At 68.5% G+C, this 15,968-nt stretch carries 15 protein-coding genes; 7 read left to right on the top strand and 8 right to left on the bottom strand.

The window, feature by feature from the left end:
- Nucleotides 1-11 precede the first annotated feature (11 nt).
- Together ACVNF4_RS00575 and ACVNF4_RS00570 are read right to left on the bottom strand one after the other, a co-directional pair.
- Nucleotides 12-1,235: a hypothetical protein gene (locus ACVNF4_RS00575; protein WP_461800604.1), complete on the bottom strand. Its 1,224-nt coding sequence runs from the start codon at nucleotides 1,233-1,235 to the stop codon at nucleotides 12-14.
- 276 nt (nucleotides 1,236-1,511) lie between these two features.
- Nucleotides 1,512-4,892, bottom strand: a complete 3,381-nt coding sequence (locus tag ACVNF4_RS00570) for a type ISP restriction/modification enzyme (RefSeq protein WP_461800603.1) — start codon at nucleotides 4,890-4,892, stop codon at nucleotides 1,512-1,514.
- Between the two features lie 330 nt (nucleotides 4,893-5,222).
- On the opposite strand from ACVNF4_RS00570, the gene ACVNF4_RS00565 reads away from it, so the two are divergent.
- Both ACVNF4_RS00565 and ACVNF4_RS00560 read left to right on the top strand, forming a co-directional pair.
- Complete coding sequence (locus tag ACVNF4_RS00565) at nucleotides 5,223-6,569, top strand: endonuclease domain-containing protein (RefSeq protein WP_461800602.1); 1,347 nt, start codon at nucleotides 5,223-5,225, stop codon at nucleotides 6,567-6,569.
- Between the two features lie 252 nt (nucleotides 6,570-6,821).
- A complete protein-coding gene (locus ACVNF4_RS00560) occupies nucleotides 6,822-8,243 on the top strand; it encodes a hypothetical protein (RefSeq protein WP_461800601.1) in 1,422 nt (473 codons plus the stop codon).
- 315 nt (nucleotides 8,244-8,558) lie between these two features.
- On the opposite strand, the gene ACVNF4_RS00555 is transcribed toward ACVNF4_RS00560, so the two are convergent.
- Together ACVNF4_RS00555 and ACVNF4_RS00550 are read right to left on the bottom strand one after the other, a co-directional pair.
- Nucleotides 8,559-9,212, bottom strand: a complete 654-nt coding sequence (locus ACVNF4_RS00555; protein WP_461800600.1) for a class I SAM-dependent methyltransferase — start codon at nucleotides 9,210-9,212, stop codon at nucleotides 8,559-8,561.
- Nucleotides 9,213-9,290: 78 nt separating this feature from the next.
- Nucleotides 9,291-9,791, bottom strand: a complete 501-nt coding sequence (locus ACVNF4_RS00550; RefSeq protein WP_461800599.1) for a glycine-rich domain-containing protein — start codon at nucleotides 9,789-9,791, stop codon at nucleotides 9,291-9,293.
- Between the two features lie 307 nt (nucleotides 9,792-10,098).
- On the opposite strand from ACVNF4_RS00550, the gene ACVNF4_RS00545 reads away from it, so the two are divergent.
- Genes ACVNF4_RS00545 through ACVNF4_RS00535 form a run of 3 tightly spaced genes read left to right on the top strand, consistent with a single transcriptional unit; the run spans nucleotide 10,099 to nucleotide 11,701 of the window.
- Nucleotides 10,099-10,350 carry a hypothetical protein gene (locus tag ACVNF4_RS00545; protein ID WP_461800598.1) on the top strand — a complete coding sequence of 84 codons (252 nt, stop codon included), beginning with the start codon at nucleotides 10,099-10,101 and terminating at the stop codon, nucleotides 10,348-10,350.
- Nucleotides 10,325-10,840 (top strand): DUF6879 family protein, encoded by a 516-nt coding sequence (locus ACVNF4_RS00540; protein ID WP_461800597.1) that lies wholly within the window; start codon nucleotides 10,325-10,327, stop codon nucleotides 10,838-10,840. The genes ACVNF4_RS00545 and ACVNF4_RS00540 overlap by 26 nt, the downstream gene beginning before the upstream one ends.
- Nucleotides 10,841-10,846: 6 nt before the next feature.
- On the top strand, nucleotides 10,847-11,701 hold the full coding sequence (locus ACVNF4_RS00535) for a DUF5753 domain-containing protein (RefSeq protein WP_461800596.1): 855 nt from the start codon (nucleotides 10,847-10,849) through the stop codon (nucleotides 11,699-11,701).
- A gap of 139 nt (nucleotides 11,702-11,840) precedes the next feature.
- Here ACVNF4_RS00535 and ACVNF4_RS00530 read toward each other — a convergent pair whose 3' ends face one another.
- The 3 genes from ACVNF4_RS00530 to ACVNF4_RS00520 all read right to left on the bottom strand — a co-directional run bounded on the left by ACVNF4_RS00530 (nucleotide 11,841) and on the right by ACVNF4_RS00520 (nucleotide 13,362).
- Nucleotides 11,841-12,176 (bottom strand): XRE family transcriptional regulator, encoded by a 336-nt coding sequence (locus ACVNF4_RS00530; RefSeq protein WP_461800595.1) that lies wholly within the window; start codon nucleotides 12,174-12,176, stop codon nucleotides 11,841-11,843.
- Between the two features lie 2 nt (nucleotides 12,177-12,178).
- Nucleotides 12,179-12,535 (bottom strand): type II toxin-antitoxin system RelE/ParE family toxin, encoded by a 357-nt coding sequence (locus ACVNF4_RS00525; RefSeq protein ID WP_461800594.1) that lies wholly within the window; start codon nucleotides 12,533-12,535, stop codon nucleotides 12,179-12,181.
- A gap of 581 nt (nucleotides 12,536-13,116) precedes the next feature.
- Complete coding sequence (locus ACVNF4_RS00520; RefSeq protein ID WP_461800593.1) at nucleotides 13,117-13,362, bottom strand: hypothetical protein; 246 nt, start codon at nucleotides 13,360-13,362, stop codon at nucleotides 13,117-13,119.
- A 262-nt stretch (nucleotides 13,363-13,624) separates the two neighbouring features.
- Here ACVNF4_RS00520 and ACVNF4_RS00515 point away from each other — a divergent pair, with 262 nt between their 5' ends.
- Together ACVNF4_RS00515 and ACVNF4_RS00510 are read left to right on the top strand one after the other, a co-directional pair.
- Complete coding sequence (locus ACVNF4_RS00515) at nucleotides 13,625-13,867, top strand: GntR family transcriptional regulator (protein WP_461800592.1); 243 nt, start codon at nucleotides 13,625-13,627, stop codon at nucleotides 13,865-13,867.
- Nucleotides 13,868-14,055: 188 nt separating this feature from the next.
- Nucleotides 14,056-14,196, top strand: a complete 141-nt coding sequence (locus tag ACVNF4_RS00510) for a DUF397 domain-containing protein (RefSeq protein ID WP_461800613.1) — start codon at nucleotides 14,056-14,058, stop codon at nucleotides 14,194-14,196.
- Nucleotides 14,197-14,211: 15 nt separating this feature from the next.
- Here the strand turns inward: ACVNF4_RS00510 and ACVNF4_RS00505 are convergent, their stop codons facing one another.
- Complete coding sequence (locus tag ACVNF4_RS00505) at nucleotides 14,212-15,858, bottom strand: hypothetical protein (RefSeq protein ID WP_461800591.1); 1,647 nt, start codon at nucleotides 15,856-15,858, stop codon at nucleotides 14,212-14,214.
- Between the last annotated feature and the right edge of the window lie 110 nt (nucleotides 15,859-15,968).

Genomic DNA, 15,968 nt, shown 5'->3' with positions numbered 1-15,968 from the left:
GAGGCGACGGCCTACCAGGAACCGAGGTCCTGCCCGGCCGGTTCGGTGTCGGGCAGCCGGGCTTCGCGGGCTCGCGAGTTCAGCCCCATGAGCCTCCCGGTCGTGCGATCGATGCAGAATACGAATGCCTTGGCCGTGTCGGCGAAGCGCGCGGCCGGACGGCTGATACCGGCTGCAGTGATCACGATGAGCCGCTTGGGTACATCGTCACCGGCTGCGGCGGCCAGGCCGTTCAGCCGCTGCACCTCCGAAGTGGACAGGTTCCCGGCGCGGTTGTGCCATTCGATGTGGAACGCCTGGGACCGTATCAGCGTTTCGGCGTCGCCTTCTTCGAGATCGCCGAAGCCGCAAGACGTGAGCTGGTCGAGAACCGCGTCGGTGAGCTGCCGGGGACCGAGCAAGCTCTTTCCCTGCACGGGCACGGGGTCCTCGACGAGTTCGTCGAGACCGATGTCGAGGTCGTCCAGCCGATCGGGTACGTCCCTGGCCGTCCCCCCGACGCTCACCTCCAGATCCCAGGCCTTCAGGCCTCCGTCCAACACCTTGACGATCTCCGCCACCGAGGCGCGTGCACGAGGTACTCCCGGTCCGGGCAGCGTTCTGCCCCACAGGTTCCAGCCCAGGTCGACACGGCCCCAGGCCTCGACCTCGGTGACGTACGCATCGACCAACCAGCCGAGGGCGGGCTTGAGCGAGACACGGACGAACACGTCGGGGAACTCGGCCTCGACGAAGCAGCCGTGGTCGCGACCGGCGATGTCGAGTTTCGCGGCATGGCGCGGGCCCGACGCGAACCAGCGGTTGCCTGCCACTACCCGCCGTACCCCGAGGCCACGTGCGTTCAAGAGGTCGGCCAGCTCGGTCATGTCAGACGGCTCGCTCTCGTTCCAGCACCACGGCGAGGAAACCGCCCCACCGGTGATCCGCGCCGAGGCCACGGCATGCAGGGCGTCGACAAGCACCTCGTCGGGTGTGTCCAGCGGCCACACGGACGGCTCGCTGTCCAGCTCCGGACCCATCACGCACCAGACCGTGCTGTACCCCATGCGCACCTGCGCCAAGGTGACCGAGCGCGCGGCGGACAGCGTGACCTTCAGATGCATCAACCGGCTCGTGTCGTCGAAAGACACCCGATCGGCCACTTCCGGATGCCGGTCGAGCAGGGCCTGCTCCAGGCTCTTGAAGTGCAGATGCCTGCCGAAGGCGGCGACCAGGTCACCGGGTGGGAAGGGCAAGGGACACGCTCCTGTCGACTGACGGGGTGGTCGAACGGGGATGGGCGGTATGCGTGACCGGGGCACGACATGATTCGTCGTCGGAGCGTAGGCCGATCCGGTGCCGTCGCTCAAAGCCTTTGACCGCTGTCGCCGGTGCCCGCGGTGGATTGGCCGGATCCCACCTGCTGTCGCCGCCACGCAGGCCGCCCGACGCCGAACGGCCTTGCCGGAGAGCGGATCAGGCTCATGTTCCCCACGCGGTGGCCATTGCCACGTCGAGGAGCAGGGCGCGTGTCATTCCGGGAAGTCGAAGCTCTCCTGACCAGCTCCGGGTGTGCGCCGGGACCTCCGCGGTGGCCTCGGTTCCTTGGTCGCGTAGGCCGGTACGGGCAGGATGCCCTCGTTCCGCAGGTCGTCGGTGGTGATGAGCGGGCCGTTGCTCACGGCGTCCAGGAGCCGCGTCTGCCGGGGCTCCAGGGCTACGAGAAGCCCGAGCGCGTTGATGAGGTCGAGCAGGTCAAGGGTCCATCGGGAAGGCCAGGTCGGAGGAAGGATGTCGTTCAACGGGGTCTGCCGTTCCACGTCCGGCTTGAGCTTGCGGAAGCCGAACCACTTGCGGATCACCTGTACCCCGCCGATCCGGTAGTCCCAGACCTCCGGTGTCACTGGACGTATCGAGCCTGTGCCCACCGTGAGCGTTCGCGTGGGCGCGTCGTAGGAGATGTCCTCCGGCGGCCCCTCGTCCTCTCCGATCGCAACCACGCATTCCGGTTGTTCCGCCACGGGCAGTCTCGGGCTCGGTGCGGACGGGCTGTCGTGCTGGTGAGAGGCGAAGCGCCGACCGTAGGTATGGATCCACACGGTCCGCCGACCCACTTCCACCACCTCCGCCCACAGGGCCGGGTCACGCGTCAGAGGGATGCGGGCGCCGCGCTCGGCCAGGTTCGCGGCGAAGCGGCGCGTGTAGCCGCTGTGGCCGGCTGTTCCCGCGATGTAGGCGAAGAGGTCTTCGGCCGTAACCGTCAAGCCGTACGTCCTGCTGAGCAGTTGCAGCAGTCCGGGTGTCACGTTTGGTTCGGCCCGGTGAGGGTGGCGGTAGAGGGGGGCTACGCGCCCGCCTTCGGTGCCCTTGAAGTGATGGATGTCGGGCAGCAGGGCGGTGAAGCTCACCGCAGGGCCGGGGCGACCTGACTCCGTGTGGAGTTCGGACAGGTAGATCTGGCGCTGGTCGTCGTGGGCGAACCACAAGGCCGGCCGCGGCCGGTCGATCACTCTCCGGTCTGCGATGACGTACTGCCGGTCGAAGGTCATCCGCCCGTACGGGACGACGACCGGAACCGTCTCCTTTTCCTCGGCGAGGGTGCCCTGCTCCTGCTGGCCGGGCAGGGGCGGTTCGGGCTTGTCCGGTCGGCGGTCTCCGGTGCTCTTCATCAGCGCCGCCTTGGCTTCCGCCGGCGCCTGGATGAGCCGGCGCCAGCGCCTTTCCAGAACTTTCCGGCTGGGTGAGACGGGCCAACTCCGGTTGTTCTTATTGCCGGAGCTCGTCCAGGGCAGCAGGGCGTCCACCGGTGGCATGACCGACCACTCGGAGTCGGACGTGACATGGAAGGGCGCGGTCCATTGGGTGGGGCAGAGCTGCCAGGAAGTCCCGTTCCTGTGCCCCTTGACGCCGAGCCCTTCCAGCCAGTCGAACTTCTCCTCGCGCGTGCCCTCCGGGACGTCGAGTCGCCATACCGGTGCCGGGGTCCCCGGGTCCGGAGAACCCCGGCGGACGAAGACGGCGACGCAGATCTCGCGCTTCACGTCCTGGAACACACGGGTGCGGGTGTCGGAGTAGGGGCCTTCCGGAGAGAGGCCGATGACCCAGCCCTCGTCGGCCGCCTCGCGCAGATAGTGACGCATTCCGGCCGCGCCCTCACTGTCCAGGTATCCGGAGTTGGTGATGAGGGCGACGATCCCGCTGGGCGCCTTCGGTGTGCCCGAGGCCGTGAGCTGGTCGAAGACCTTCCAGGTGGACCACGCCCAGAAGTAGACGTAGAGGTTGTCGAGCGCGTATCCGACGCGTCCGTTGTCCTCGGGGTGGAAGCGGGCGAGGATCGGGCCCTGCTCGTTCGGGTTGCCCTCGGTGATCCAGCGTCCGACACCCGACTGTCTCGCACCCCGCAGGTAGGGCGGATTGCCGATGACGACCATGACCTTCTCGTCCGCCTTGATCTTGTTCGCCATACGGCGGTGGCGGGCGATCGCCTCGTACATCAGGCCCAGATGGTGCTCGACGGCTGGATCGTCGAGTGTGTCGGCCACGAGAAGCCTCGGCGGGTGACGCGTCACATCGGAATCGTGGGCCTGGAACGCGTGGTGGACACGGAGTTCGGCCACCGCGTAGGGCCCGGTCTGTTTCTCCAACCCGACGAGCCGCTTCGAGAGTTCCCGCAGGAGCCCGGACTTGAGGTGGCTGCCGTACTTCAACGCGAAGTCCTTGGCCACATGGTCGATGATGTTGATGAGGAAGGTCCCGGTACCCATGGCCGGGTCGACCACAGTGACATCCTCGCTTCCGTACCCGTCCTCCTGGCCGAGCCGGTCGCGCAGCACCTCGTCGGTGAACCCGACCATGAAGCGGACGACTTCCCCGGGTGTGTAGTACGTCCCCGTCCGCTGCCGCAGTTCCGGGTCGTAGGCGCTCAGAAAGCCCTCGTACAGGTGGAGGTAGGCGTCCCCGGTCTCGTCCTTGAACATCTCGGGGTCGACGGCGGATATGACGTCGATCAGCGTGTCGATGATCCCCCGCAGGTCGACGAGGGCCTCGTCCGTCAGGACCGCGAGCGCCTTGCCCATCAGGGAGTGACGCTTGCCTAATCGGATCGCGACCTCGGGGAGGGAGAGCTTGCGCAGATCGATGCGATCGAGACGGGCCAGCAGGACGGCGAAGGTCAGCGTCTGGCTGTACTGGTCCGCGAACTCCTCCGGACGCGCGTCGGGGAAGAGCAGGTCCTTCCAGTTCCCGGCCAGGATCGAGAAGGCCGCGTCCGCCTCGCCGCGTTCCTCGCGGGTGAGACGTTCGGTGACCTCGTCGCGCAACAGGTCGCAGATTCCCGCGATGCGCCTGACCAGTTCGTCGATGCTGCCGTGGGTGAGAGGCGCCGGCGTGAAGAAGTGCGTGAGGGCACGCTCGAACCCCTCGTCCGCAACGACAGGTTGCCGACCACCTGACTTCAGATCTCCGACGAGGTGTCCAATGGGGCCTACTTGTACGCCGAAACGGTAGACCGCCCACTCGTGTCCGTCGGTGTACAGCACGTTGGGGAGGGCCTTGATCTTCTCCCACTGCTTCCGGTCGTGGCTCTTCAGGGGCCACTTCTCCGGATCGACCCCCTTGCCCGGTTGCTTCAGCTCGACATGCCCTATGGTCCTGCCGCCGCAGCTGATGGCGAAGTCCGGTCGGATCCCTAGTCTTTTGACGCGGCTCTGGCCGTGGGCGACGAGTCTGAGGCGCTGCCGCGAGGCCATGCCGCGCAGGAGGTGCTCCACCGGTGCGGTGAGGCTGTCCTCCTTGCCGCTGTCCGCCCCGGCGGGGCCTCGCAGTTTGGCTCTGACCTCCTGGCCGAACCGGGCGACGAGATCCGCGACCGATCCGGTGGTACCACTTCCCGCCCAGCCGTCCCCTCGTGACATCGGCCCCCCAAGGCTGCGCCCACCCAGGTGATCAGACCCATACAGAATGCCCATGACACGGCAACCAGCAAACACCGGACAACTCGGGTGAGGGGAGCGCGTGAAGCCTGCTCAAACGTGCCATGTCGACCGGACGGGGCGCGACGGCCTTACGCAGGGGCGCCGTCTGCGGGCCGTCCAGGGGAGGCCGCTACCGCCCGCGTGAACCGCAGCGGGTGCCGTCGGCAGGAAGCCGAACGACGGGCAACTGCCATCGAGTTGAGTGCGGGTGACCGACTGCCCGAGCCTCTTGGCGAGCCGTCGCCGCGTCGGCGCCATTAGCCTGTCGGCATGTCAGAGCGTGTCATGCCCGGTCGCATGGTCGGCCTGATCCCCTTGGACGCCGCGGACGCTCTATGGGTCGAGCTGACGGCCGACAGCGCCGTGCCGACGACTTCCGGGGCGTTCACCCTCTCTCCTGCCCATGCGCGGTCGGGGTACGCCCTGCTCGGCGGCCACGTGGTGGCGACGGTGCGTGCGGACGGCGGTCAGTGGAGTGTCCCGGAGAGTGGGATACGCCAGGCAGCCGCGGAGCTGAACGCGGTGAGGACGGACCGGCAGGACCTGGTCCGCATCGGCCCGTTTAGTGGGGCACCGAGGCAGAAGGGCGACGAGGAGACGGCCCTGCGTTGGCGTCGGCGCATCACGGAGGAAATGCAGGAGTCGGGCCGCCCCCAGCAGACCGCACGACGTGATCGCGACCGGCCGTACCATCTGGCGGGACTCGACTGGCGGCGGATGCTCGTGGAGCAGACCGACCGCGACGGGACGCGGCGGACGTGGTGGCTCCCGCGCGCCGTGGTCAGGCTGTTGGACGCGGCCGAGCACGCCGAGACGCAGTGGGTGAAGGCCACGCGGACCCGCCAGGCAGACGCGACCGTCACCGAGTCCCCCTCCCGTCCTCGGCGAGCCCGAGGCGCCGAGGGGCAGCGGACGACGAGCCCCGAGGGCCCCACCCCCGCACTGCGCCCGTACAGCGGAGAGCTGGAGGGCCAGTTGCACTCGGCGCTCAGCAGGAAGCCCGGTACTCCCCGCAGAGTGGCCGGGTGGGCGTGCGCCGTCTGCCGCACCGCGCCCGCCACCGTGCTCGACCACTGCCACGAACACGACTACGCCCGCGCCCCTCTCTGCCAGTCTTGCAACACCCTGGAACGCCCCGACCACCTGTACAGCAACGACATCCGGGTGGCGAACCGCTACACACGCCTCTTCGACACCGACACCGAGGACTGGCTCCGCCACTGGCACCGCTGCCCCGGCTGCCGCGCACGCACCACCCTGCCCCTGCAACACCTCGCCGCATGGACCGCCCACACAGCCTGCCGATCGCTGCGCCCGACCCACCGCGCCGCGCGCGGGCGCACGCCCTGCGGAATCCTGCGTGTGTCCTGGACGGGCAGCCAGAACGCGCCCCGTTCCTGCCTGCTCACGGTCACCGTCGACTGCTGCCCTTCCGGTGAGCACCGCGTCCTGGCCCGAGTCCCCTACCGAGAAGCCGCCGAACGGTTCCGTGCCTGGCTGGCCGAGACGGCCCCCGCCGTGGCCGCCGAGGCCGGCCCCGACCGCCTGGACGGCCTCCCCGCCCAGCCCCGGCCGGTCATCGCGGACACCAGCGGCGAGGGTCTGGCACTGTTCTGAGCGGGCGGACGACCAACGTCGGTCCGTCGTCCCGCAGGTCGGTGAGCTGGAGGAGTGCCCAGTCGCCCAGGTCGACGTCGTCCACGGTACGGCCGTCGTTGTCCACTGCGGGCAAGTCCGGCCTTGTCGAGCTGCCGCACTTCGCTATCCGACGGAACGCGATGTTCCGGTCGGAGACCGGCTTTCACAGCCTATCTGAGCAAAGCAGGATTCCGGCGATGGTGCTCCGCCGCACGTTCATACAATGGTCGGGTGCCCGTCTCGAAGCCACGCAAGAAGAAGCAGTCGTCACGGTCCGCCGACAAGGCGGGGCGGTCGGGTAATCCCGCCAACCGCCCGCCCCGACAGGAAGCAGCGCCGTGGAAGCAGCCGGCGCGAAGCCTGTGGGGGGAGTCGGCCGGCTTCGGGGAGCACCGTCGCCGGCTCGACCGGCACCGGATGGATCTCGCGGCACGCGACGCCGAACCGATCGTCACCGGCCTGGTCGCCGCGGACGGCTTGGCATCCTGGACCGAGGACGAGCTGTGTCGCAGCTTGGGCCGGACGCTTTCCGGGCAGGACGCGGCGAGCGACACGCGGCGGGAATCAGGGACCGCCGAGATCCTCGACACCTACAGCCCGGACCAGCTCCTCGAAGCCGTGACCGATGCCACCGTGCAAGCAGCCTTCCAGGCCGGCACGGCCGCCGACGAGCCGCAAAAGCGGAACGGCGCATGGCGGTTGCTGCTGGCCCTCACCAGGATCACCCCGCACCCTGCGGCCCAGGTGGCCATCAAGGCCGTCACGGACCTGCGGGAACGTACCGTGTCGCTTCCGGACGGCTCGATCGCCGCCGAACCGACCGGCATGGCCCTGTGGTGCCGGGACGCCTACGGCAGCCGGTTCGCCGTCACCGCGCCGTTCGCCGCCGCGGACGGCCCGGACCAGTGGTACCTGTGGGACATCGACGCCTGCGGCGGCGACCCGCTGACAGTCGGTGCCGGATACTTCCCGGACGCCGACCAGGCATGGGAATCCTGGCTGGCCGCCGTCGGACCGGTCGCCACGTCCGGATGCCGTCTCGAACCCGTCTCGGACCCCCACCTCGCCGCGCGGCTGCTCCCCGGCCCGGCAGACTTCTTCCACCCCGGGGGCGAGTCGGAAGGGCAGTACGCGGAGTTCCACCGCTGCCGTCGGCTGGCCCAGGAGCTCCGCGGCTCGGACTTCCTCGACGGGAGAACCGCGACCGCCGGCGCCCCCGCGCCCGCACAGCCGGTCGACAAGGACACGTGGATCGCCGAGTTCGCGGCCTGGCGTGCCGAATTCCGGCCCGGCCACAACGCGGTCCCTGACGATTTCCCGCTCCAGGAGGAGGGCGAGGAACCTCCCACCGAGGACGACATCTACCGTGAGCTGGCCGAAGGCTGGTTCATCAGCGAACTCCCCGAACTCGCCCATGCCTGCTCCCCGCACCGGATCGCCCTGCTGGCCGCGCACATCCGCGACTTCTACACCAGCGACTTCGCACCGGTCGTTCTGAGCCTCGTCCCGGATCTGGCGGCCTGGCTCACCGAACGGTCCGGGCTGTCGGCCGAGGTGGGCGGACGCACCCGGGCCTACGCCGATGGCACGACCGTTCAAGATGTGGATCTGGGCCACCGCGCTCACAGCTTGCTGACACCCATCCGAGAGTGACCGGACCAGGCGACGGTGGGACGCCGAGGTCATCGCGGCCTGCCCCAGGACGCGGTGGACTCCGTCTACCGGGGCAAGGCCCTCATCGTGGCGGGTGGCCAGAAGCGGCTGCCACCGACCTCGTTCTCCGCCGCAGCCGGCGACGACGACGGCGACCGAACAGTGGGACGAGCACGCAACCGACGGCGCTCGCCTTGACCGGCGGGATTGTCAGGCCGCCGGCACTGGGTTGGCATTGACGGGGGCCCATTCCGAGGGCCATGAAGTGACGCGGTCGGCTACGGAGAATTCCGACCGGGGTCGTGACGCGACCCGTCAGGCGCGGGCCTGGACGATGAGCGTGCCGATGTGCCCGGCCTTCGGGGCGTCCACCACCGTCGCCTCGGCGGACGTGAAACCGGCTCGGAGCAGGTGCCGTTCCCATACCGCGGGCTTGTAGCTGTACCGGTACGTGAACATGGCCTTTCCCGCGAACCCGCCCTTGTACATGCCCTGCGGCCCGTAGGCGCCCGGGATGGCCGGCGGCTGGGAGAACACGAAGGCGCCGCCTGGGACGAGGTGTTCGCGGACGAGGGGGAAGAGGAGGGACGGGTCGGTGAACCAGGCCGCGCCGAAGACGGAGTACACGGCGTCGTACCGTCCCTCATCGGCGGCGAGCCAGTCGAGGATCTCTCCCGGCTCGATCCGGACCCCGAGCGGCGCCCACTTCTCGCCCGCGAGCGCCACCATGCGCGGCGACAGGTCGACCCCGGTGGCCTTGACGCCCTGTCGCGCGAGGTGGGCGAGGGCGCGGCCGGTGCCGCATCCGATCTCCAGCACGGTCGCCGGGCTGCCGAGGAGTTCGGGTCCGGGGCCGTGGCCGGCGTACTGGGTCCAACAGAACGACGGCTCGGCATCGTCCTTGAACGCGGACTCGGCGTAGGCGTCCCACAGTTCGGTCTCGGCGGCGATGTCGTGCGGTACGGGCACAGCTTGTTCCTCTGGTGGTCGGGATGCGGGAGCCCCCGCCCTCGGGAGCCGTGAGGACGGGGGCGACTGTAGCCGGGCTCAGTGGCTGTCGGGGACCTTGTCGTCGCAGGGCGAGCAGTCCGTGCCGTCGATGGCCCACAGCTCCTCGTCGATCGCCCAGCCCTGGGAGCGGAGGAAGTCGCCGGTGCGCAGGCACAGGCCGTCGTGGCGGCGTTCGACGAACGGGGCATGGTGCTTGAACCGGCCGCCGTTGTAGAGGCGGCAGATGCCCCACCAGACGGGTGTGTCGAGGATGAGCTGGTGGACGCCGATGTCGACGAGCTTGCCGACGCCCAGGTGGACGTCGGGGTTCTCGATGGAGCCCATGACGTACATGACGGCGTTGCCGAGGATCCGTTCGGCCATGTCGCGGACCATGGTGTGGTCGCGCAGGAGCAGGGAGACTTCGCGGTCCCACAGGCTCATGCCGGAGTCGAACACGTTGACGGTCAACTCGGTGATGTGTGGAGCGACCGCGTTGAGGAGTTCCTTCGGGTCCCGCGTGAGCGTCCTGGCGGGCTGTTCGAGTGTGACGGTCATTGACCTGCCCTTCTGAGGTGTCGTCGCCGTGCTGTGTGGTGCTGACCGCCCCGGCTGCTCGACCTGTCCGGAGTTGGGGAGCCGGGGCGGGAGTTCAGCCGCCCAGGGCCGTTCGCGAGGCCGCCGGGGTTCCGGCGTCTTCCCTGACCGTAGGAGCCCCTCCATTGACCAGGCCACGGAGTTGCACCGAATTACACTTCAGTTTGAGGGCACTGTTCGTTCGCAGTATGCGCTCTTGACGACACGAAGTGTGCGCACGATGGTGGTGTAAATCGCTGCAACCGACTAGCGCGGGAGACCAGCCACCATGAACATTCAGTTCGTCGGGATCGATCCCGAGACGGACGAGGACGGATGCCCGACAGTCTGGGTGGACACCAGCACGGACGATCTGCTGATCCAGAGTTACCGGGCCGACGACGAGACGACCGCGACATGCGACACGTTGTCCCCGGCGAGGGCGCCGATCCCGCCCGGCGAGACCGTCATCAGGATCCCGGCCCGTATGATCCCGATCATCAGGAAGGCGTGCGATGAGCTCGATCCCGGAGTTCGCTGAACTCCTCGCCGACGCCAAGCAGTCGGCGGCCCATCTGGAGATGAGGGACGCCTACTTCACCAACCCCCGCTTCGAAGCCTGGCAGGACGGGCGGCGCGTGGACTGGGACGACCGGGGTTCCTGGTGGCGTCCCTACCACCAGAACATCGCGGACGCCGTCGCCCGCGGCGTGCACGTGCGGCGCGTCAGGATCGTGTCCGAGCCGGTCACCGACTACATCGCGTGGGAGCACTACCAGACCCGCGCCAACGTGGAAGCGGGCGAGGAAGTGCGCTGGCTCGCCCGGCACCGCGCGTGGGACCTGCTGGTCCCGGGCACCGACCTGTGGATCTTCGACGGGCGGCTGATGCGCGTCCACCACTTCTCCGGCGACGGAGAATGGGTCGGCAAGGAACTCTGCGACGAGCGCGGCACGGTCTCCCACCACGCGGCCGCATACGAACGAATCTGGGAGCGGGCCACCCCCCACGATCAGTACGAGGTCAAGTAGCCGTCCATGTCCATGTTCTCCACGTCCAGCGTGCAGGAAGCACGCGCGGCTCTCGCGGCCCGGCTTCGGGAGTTGCGCCTGGACGCGGGCATCACCGGCAAGGAACTCGCCCGTCTCGCGGGCTGGTCCGTCGCCAAGTCGTCGAGGATCGAGAACGCCGTCACCGCCCCGGCCGACGCCGACATCCGTGTCTGGTGTGCGGCCTGCGGCGCGGCCGACCAGGCGGACGACCTGATCGCGGCCAACCGGCAGGCAGACGCCATGTACCTCCAGTGGAAGCGGCTCCAGCGGACGGGCATGAAGCAGTTGGCGGAAACCTCGGCCAAGCTGTACGAGCGCACCCGCCACTTTCGCGTGTACGCCTCCCACGTCGTGCCCGGCTATCTGCAGACACCCGGCTACGCGACGGCGCTGATGCGCACGATCGCGGACTTCCGCGGCACCCCGGACGACGTGGCCGACGCGGTCGAGGTCCGCATGCGCCGTGCGCGCGTCATCCACGAGGGCGACCACCGGTTCGCCACCCTGGTCGAGGAGAACGTCCTCCATCACCGGATCGGCGATCAGGACGTGATGGCCGGCCAGCTCGGCAACCTGCTCGCCGCGATGTCCCTGCCGTCCATGTCGCTCGGCATCATCCCGGCCACGGCGGCGCGGGAGGCGGTCATGTGGCCACTGGAGCAGTTCACGGTCTTCGACGACTCCCGGATCCACGTGGAGCTGCTCGCCGCGAAGGTGACCGTCACGGCGCCGGGCGAACTCGACATGTACTTGCGGGCGTTCGCCCGGCTCACAGAACTGGCCGTGTACGGGGCGGACGCGCGCGCCCTGATCGTGAAGGCCATCGACGCCCTGGGCTGACCCCGGCCGCGCCGAAACTCACGGGCGGCTTCGACCACCTGGTTCAGCGACGATCCACGCACGGGACTCCAAAGACGTCACGCGCCCCGAGCACATGGTCGGGCGTGGCGGTCGGGCGCGGTTCGTAGGGCGAATTGCCTTACCCCAGTACAAGCGATTCGTCGCCGAAGTCGGCCACGAGCTTGAGCTTTCCGCCGAGGGCCTCCACGTAGGCGGCAAGCGTGTCGACCTCGGAGCGGCTGAGCGCACCCTTCTCGATGGCCGAGACACGCCCCTGGGTGATACCGAGGATCTTGGCCAGCGTCGTCTGCGTCATGTGCTGGCGCTTACGGACCTCGGCGAGGCGGTAAGCGCGCACCTCGGACAGGAGTGCGGCGGTGCCCTGTTCGATCTCCTTCTTCTCGTCCGGGGAGAAGTCGAACTCTTCCTTGAGATCATCCCAGTCGACGGCGTTCGCAGTGCTCTGCTTCTTCATGCTTATGACTCCTCCCTGTACGCCGAGTACGCCTCTTCCGCTTCCTTGATCGCCGTCCGGTACCACCCGGACCAGTTGCCGGCTTTGTCGCCGCCGACGAGGATCACAGCGTTCCGCTCGGGATCGAACACGAACAACAATCTCACCTCGCTCGCTCCGGATGAGCCGGGCCGCAACTCCTTGAGGTTCGGCAAGGCCGAGCCGGTGATCCGGTCAGCGAGAGGGCGCCCCAGGGCGGGGCCTTCGATCTGCAGAACGTTGAGTGCCTGCGTGATCTGGACCAGTGTGTCCCTGTCGGTTTGACGGAGATGGTGCAACCAGCTTCTCGCCGGTTCCACCACGACGATCTTGAAGGGCATGCACTCCCTCACTCCCGTTCATTACCCCTGCACAATATCATGCAGGGGTAATATTTTGCCTTGGTTGTGTAGTGCGCGCCTCCGCAGGGCGGTCGCCCGCAGGCCGTGCGCGGGAGCCACTACCGGCCGCGTGGACCGCGGCCGGTCCGGCACCTCGGGCAGCGGCACGGGGGCCACCCGAGGGACACCGGCGGGAGCGTGGTCGTGCCAGGGGTGTACGCGGTCGGCTCCGCCGCGCCGAGCAGGCGCCCGTCGCCGTCGAGGTGGTAGGTGCTGATGACCATACGGGACCTGCCCGGTTCGGGAGGGGTTCCGGCCTTCACCGCTCGCCACCACCGTGGCCAGACGCCGGCGGCAGCGACAGTACGTCCGGTACTGGCGGGAAGTGCGGGGCGCAGTCCTGGCACACGTACACCGTGAAGCCGGGGCCGGTTCCCTGGTGCACCACCGAGACGACGACCGGCGTATCGGTGATCGCACAGCAGCTGACACACATACGCCCCGGCGCACGCGTCCGGCCCGGGACGGTCTCGGGGCCCCGCTCGGCTCCCGCGGCTCGCGCGGCCTGCCCGGCTCACTCATCAGGCCACCGCCTCGGCGCCGACCACATGCCGGTCGAGGTCGATACCGAAGTCGGCGGCCAGGACCATGGCGACACGGCGCCGCCGCTGCCGCGCCCGCTCACACGCCCACTCGCGCTCCCGCTCGGCGAGGACGACGTACGGTCGGACCACGGCTGTCGCCTCACCGGGCAACGGCACTTCGACGCCGTAGGGCGAGCGCCGCAGCGGGGGCCACGGCGCGGTCGCAGGGGGCGCCTCCAACATACAAGCGGGGGTCTGCCCGGCGGAGCGTGTGTCCGCCCGGCGCCTGCCGGTACCGGGCACGAACACTCCCAGGGTCCACCGCACGAGCGTGTGGATAATTCTCACTGTCATCAGCTCCTTGGAGGCTGGTGGCCACGCCCCGGGGCCCTGCCAGGCCGCCGGGGTGTTCTGCATACAGAGTATGCATAGCTAGCTAGGGTAGCTAGTCTGTATTGACCAACTCGTCTCGCTCATCTTGATAGGGCCGCCTAGCGTCCAGGGCATGGAATGGGAGCCGGATGTACCACGCTGGAAGCAGGTCTACGCGGTCGTTGAGGGGCGGATCGCGGACGGAACCTATCCGCCGGGATCGCAGTTGCCCGGTGTTCTGGCGATCCAAAGCGAGTTCGGCATCGCACAGATGACCGCACGGCGCGTGTTGACGGAGCTACGGGCTGCGGGTCTGGCGCAGATGCACCCAGGCGTAGGCACCTTCGTCAGCGAACTCCCCGCGCAGCCCAGGTAACAGCGGGCCGTTAACAGTCCGTCCGTCGGTGAACGCGCGGTGGTCTACCTGTGCTGCCCCCAGCAGTTCTCTGCCTGCTTGTGGTGACTCCGTCGAATCTCCTTGGGGCCGCGCATCGCACGGGGATGGACCAGCTCGGCCCATGAGTGTGAAGGGACTCGCCCGGCTCGGGATCAGCTACAAACGGAATCCAGAGCGACAGTTACGTCGAGGTCGCCCGCACCGAACAGGCCATCTACGTACGGGACTCCAAGGGCGTGACTCGCCCGCACTTCGGCGTGGGGCGAGATCACTGGACGGAGTTCGTGGCATTCGTGGCCGGGGCCTGATCCCTACCGCGCCCGTCAGGTCAGGGTGTTGCGCAGGTGGGGGCCGAGATACCCCACGTACACCCGGCCTGTCTGCGGTCCGTCGTCGTAGAAGTGCAGGCGCGGGGCGACGGTGTTGCCCGAGCCGATGCGCAGGTGCGCCTGCATGAAGACCTCGCCGGCCGGGTCCACCGACTTCGGCACGGGGAGCATGCGTTCGCGGCGGAGCTTGTCCTTGCGGGCGACGGTGTCCGACTCGCGCATTGCGACCTTGGCCGCCGGGAACGGGTATGCCTGTGACTCCTCGCCCTTGCACCAGCTGAGGAAGTCGCCGCCTGCGGTGCCGTCTGCCGAGGCCTTGGCGAAGTGGTTCAGGGAGAGGAGAGCGTCCCAAGCGACGTGAAGCCAGTTGTCCACGGACTGGCTGTCCAGGTCGCGGGTGATCTTCTGCTTGCCGGTGAAGGAGAGATGCGGGAGTTCGCCGAGGCGGTCGAGCAGGTCGGAGAAGGTCTCCGGGTAGATGATGTCGAGGGTTGGGGGCTCGGCGTTGGCGGCTTCGAACTCGCCGGTGTTCCTGAGCTGTTCCTGCAGGAAACGGACGCGGCGCTGGACGGCCTGGAACTGCTCGTACAACTCCTCGTTCTCGCCACGGAGTTCGTTCGCGGCGTGGTCCGCCTTCTCCAGGTCCTCGTTGAGTCCGCAGATCTCCTGGGCTCGGGTCGCCTCGATCTGCTCGGCCTCGTCAAGGAGCGCGTTGAGGGTCTTGTTCTCGACGGTCAGCTTGTCGACGTCGGAGCCGTGGGCTTGCTGGCGCGGTCTGGTTCGCTGGATGGGCAGCGATGCCAGAGCGCCAGGCAACTGGTGTCGTAGTGCGAGACGTTGAGGGAGGACTGCGAGGGTTTTCGCGGCACGGTGCACGTCCGCCTCAAGGGTTCGCCGTGACATCACCGGGTGACGTTGGGCGTCCGGCTTCCAGGCGGGGTCCATGCCGGGGAGGTAGGTGCGGATGCCGCCCCCGAACACCGGGTGGAATTCGAGAGCTCTGTTGAAAGCGGGCTGGGCCTCGGGCGAGAGGACGTAGAGGATGGCGAGGCCGGGGAGGTACTTGCAGGCGGTCTCCAGCGTGGTCTCGGCGTAGGTGTCGGCGTCAGCGCCGTACGGGACGGTGGCGACGACGACGGGGAGGCGGCGCTGCTCGTCGCAGAGTTCCTCGATGACCTCCTGGACATCCTCCGGCTCGATGAAGCTGGGCTTCGACTTCACCTCGGCGAGACCGTCTCTCGCGTCGAGGGAGTCGAGAAGCAGGCGCGCGATGGCGGGAGTGTTGGCGCGGGTCGGTGGATTGTCGCGGGACGCCGGCATGTGCTCGATGTCGACCTGGAGCCAGGTGCGGTCCTCGGGGTCCCGATGGTCCCGGCGGATGATGAGCGTGGACTGCCAGGTCCCGACGTGCGGAGACGGGGTCTCGCGCATGCGCCAGCGGGTGTAGGCGCCCCGAAGGCCTGACGCCGAGTCACGGTCGAGCGTGACGTTCGCGGCTATGTCGTTGCGGCCCTCGTCCAGCGCGGAGGTGTCGTAGCGCTTCTGTTCCAGCCAGGCGTAGAGCTGGCGTTCGGCGAGCGCGGAGGCGGTGACGTAGTCCTGCGGGGTCGATATGACCATGCGGTAGCCGCGAGGTTCCATCGGCTGTCCCTTCGGCGTGGCCGGCCGACGCTGACCGGCCGTTCGGTTGTCTCTTGAGAGGGGTGTGGATTGGCTCTCGCGGTGGAGGTGTAGCTCCCGCCTTCGGTAGG

The sequence above is a fragment of the Streptomyces sp. S6 genome, assembly GCF_054880855.1.
The sequence above is the reverse complement of the archived record's forward strand: the minus strand, read 5'-3'. Positions and strand labels throughout refer to the sequence as shown.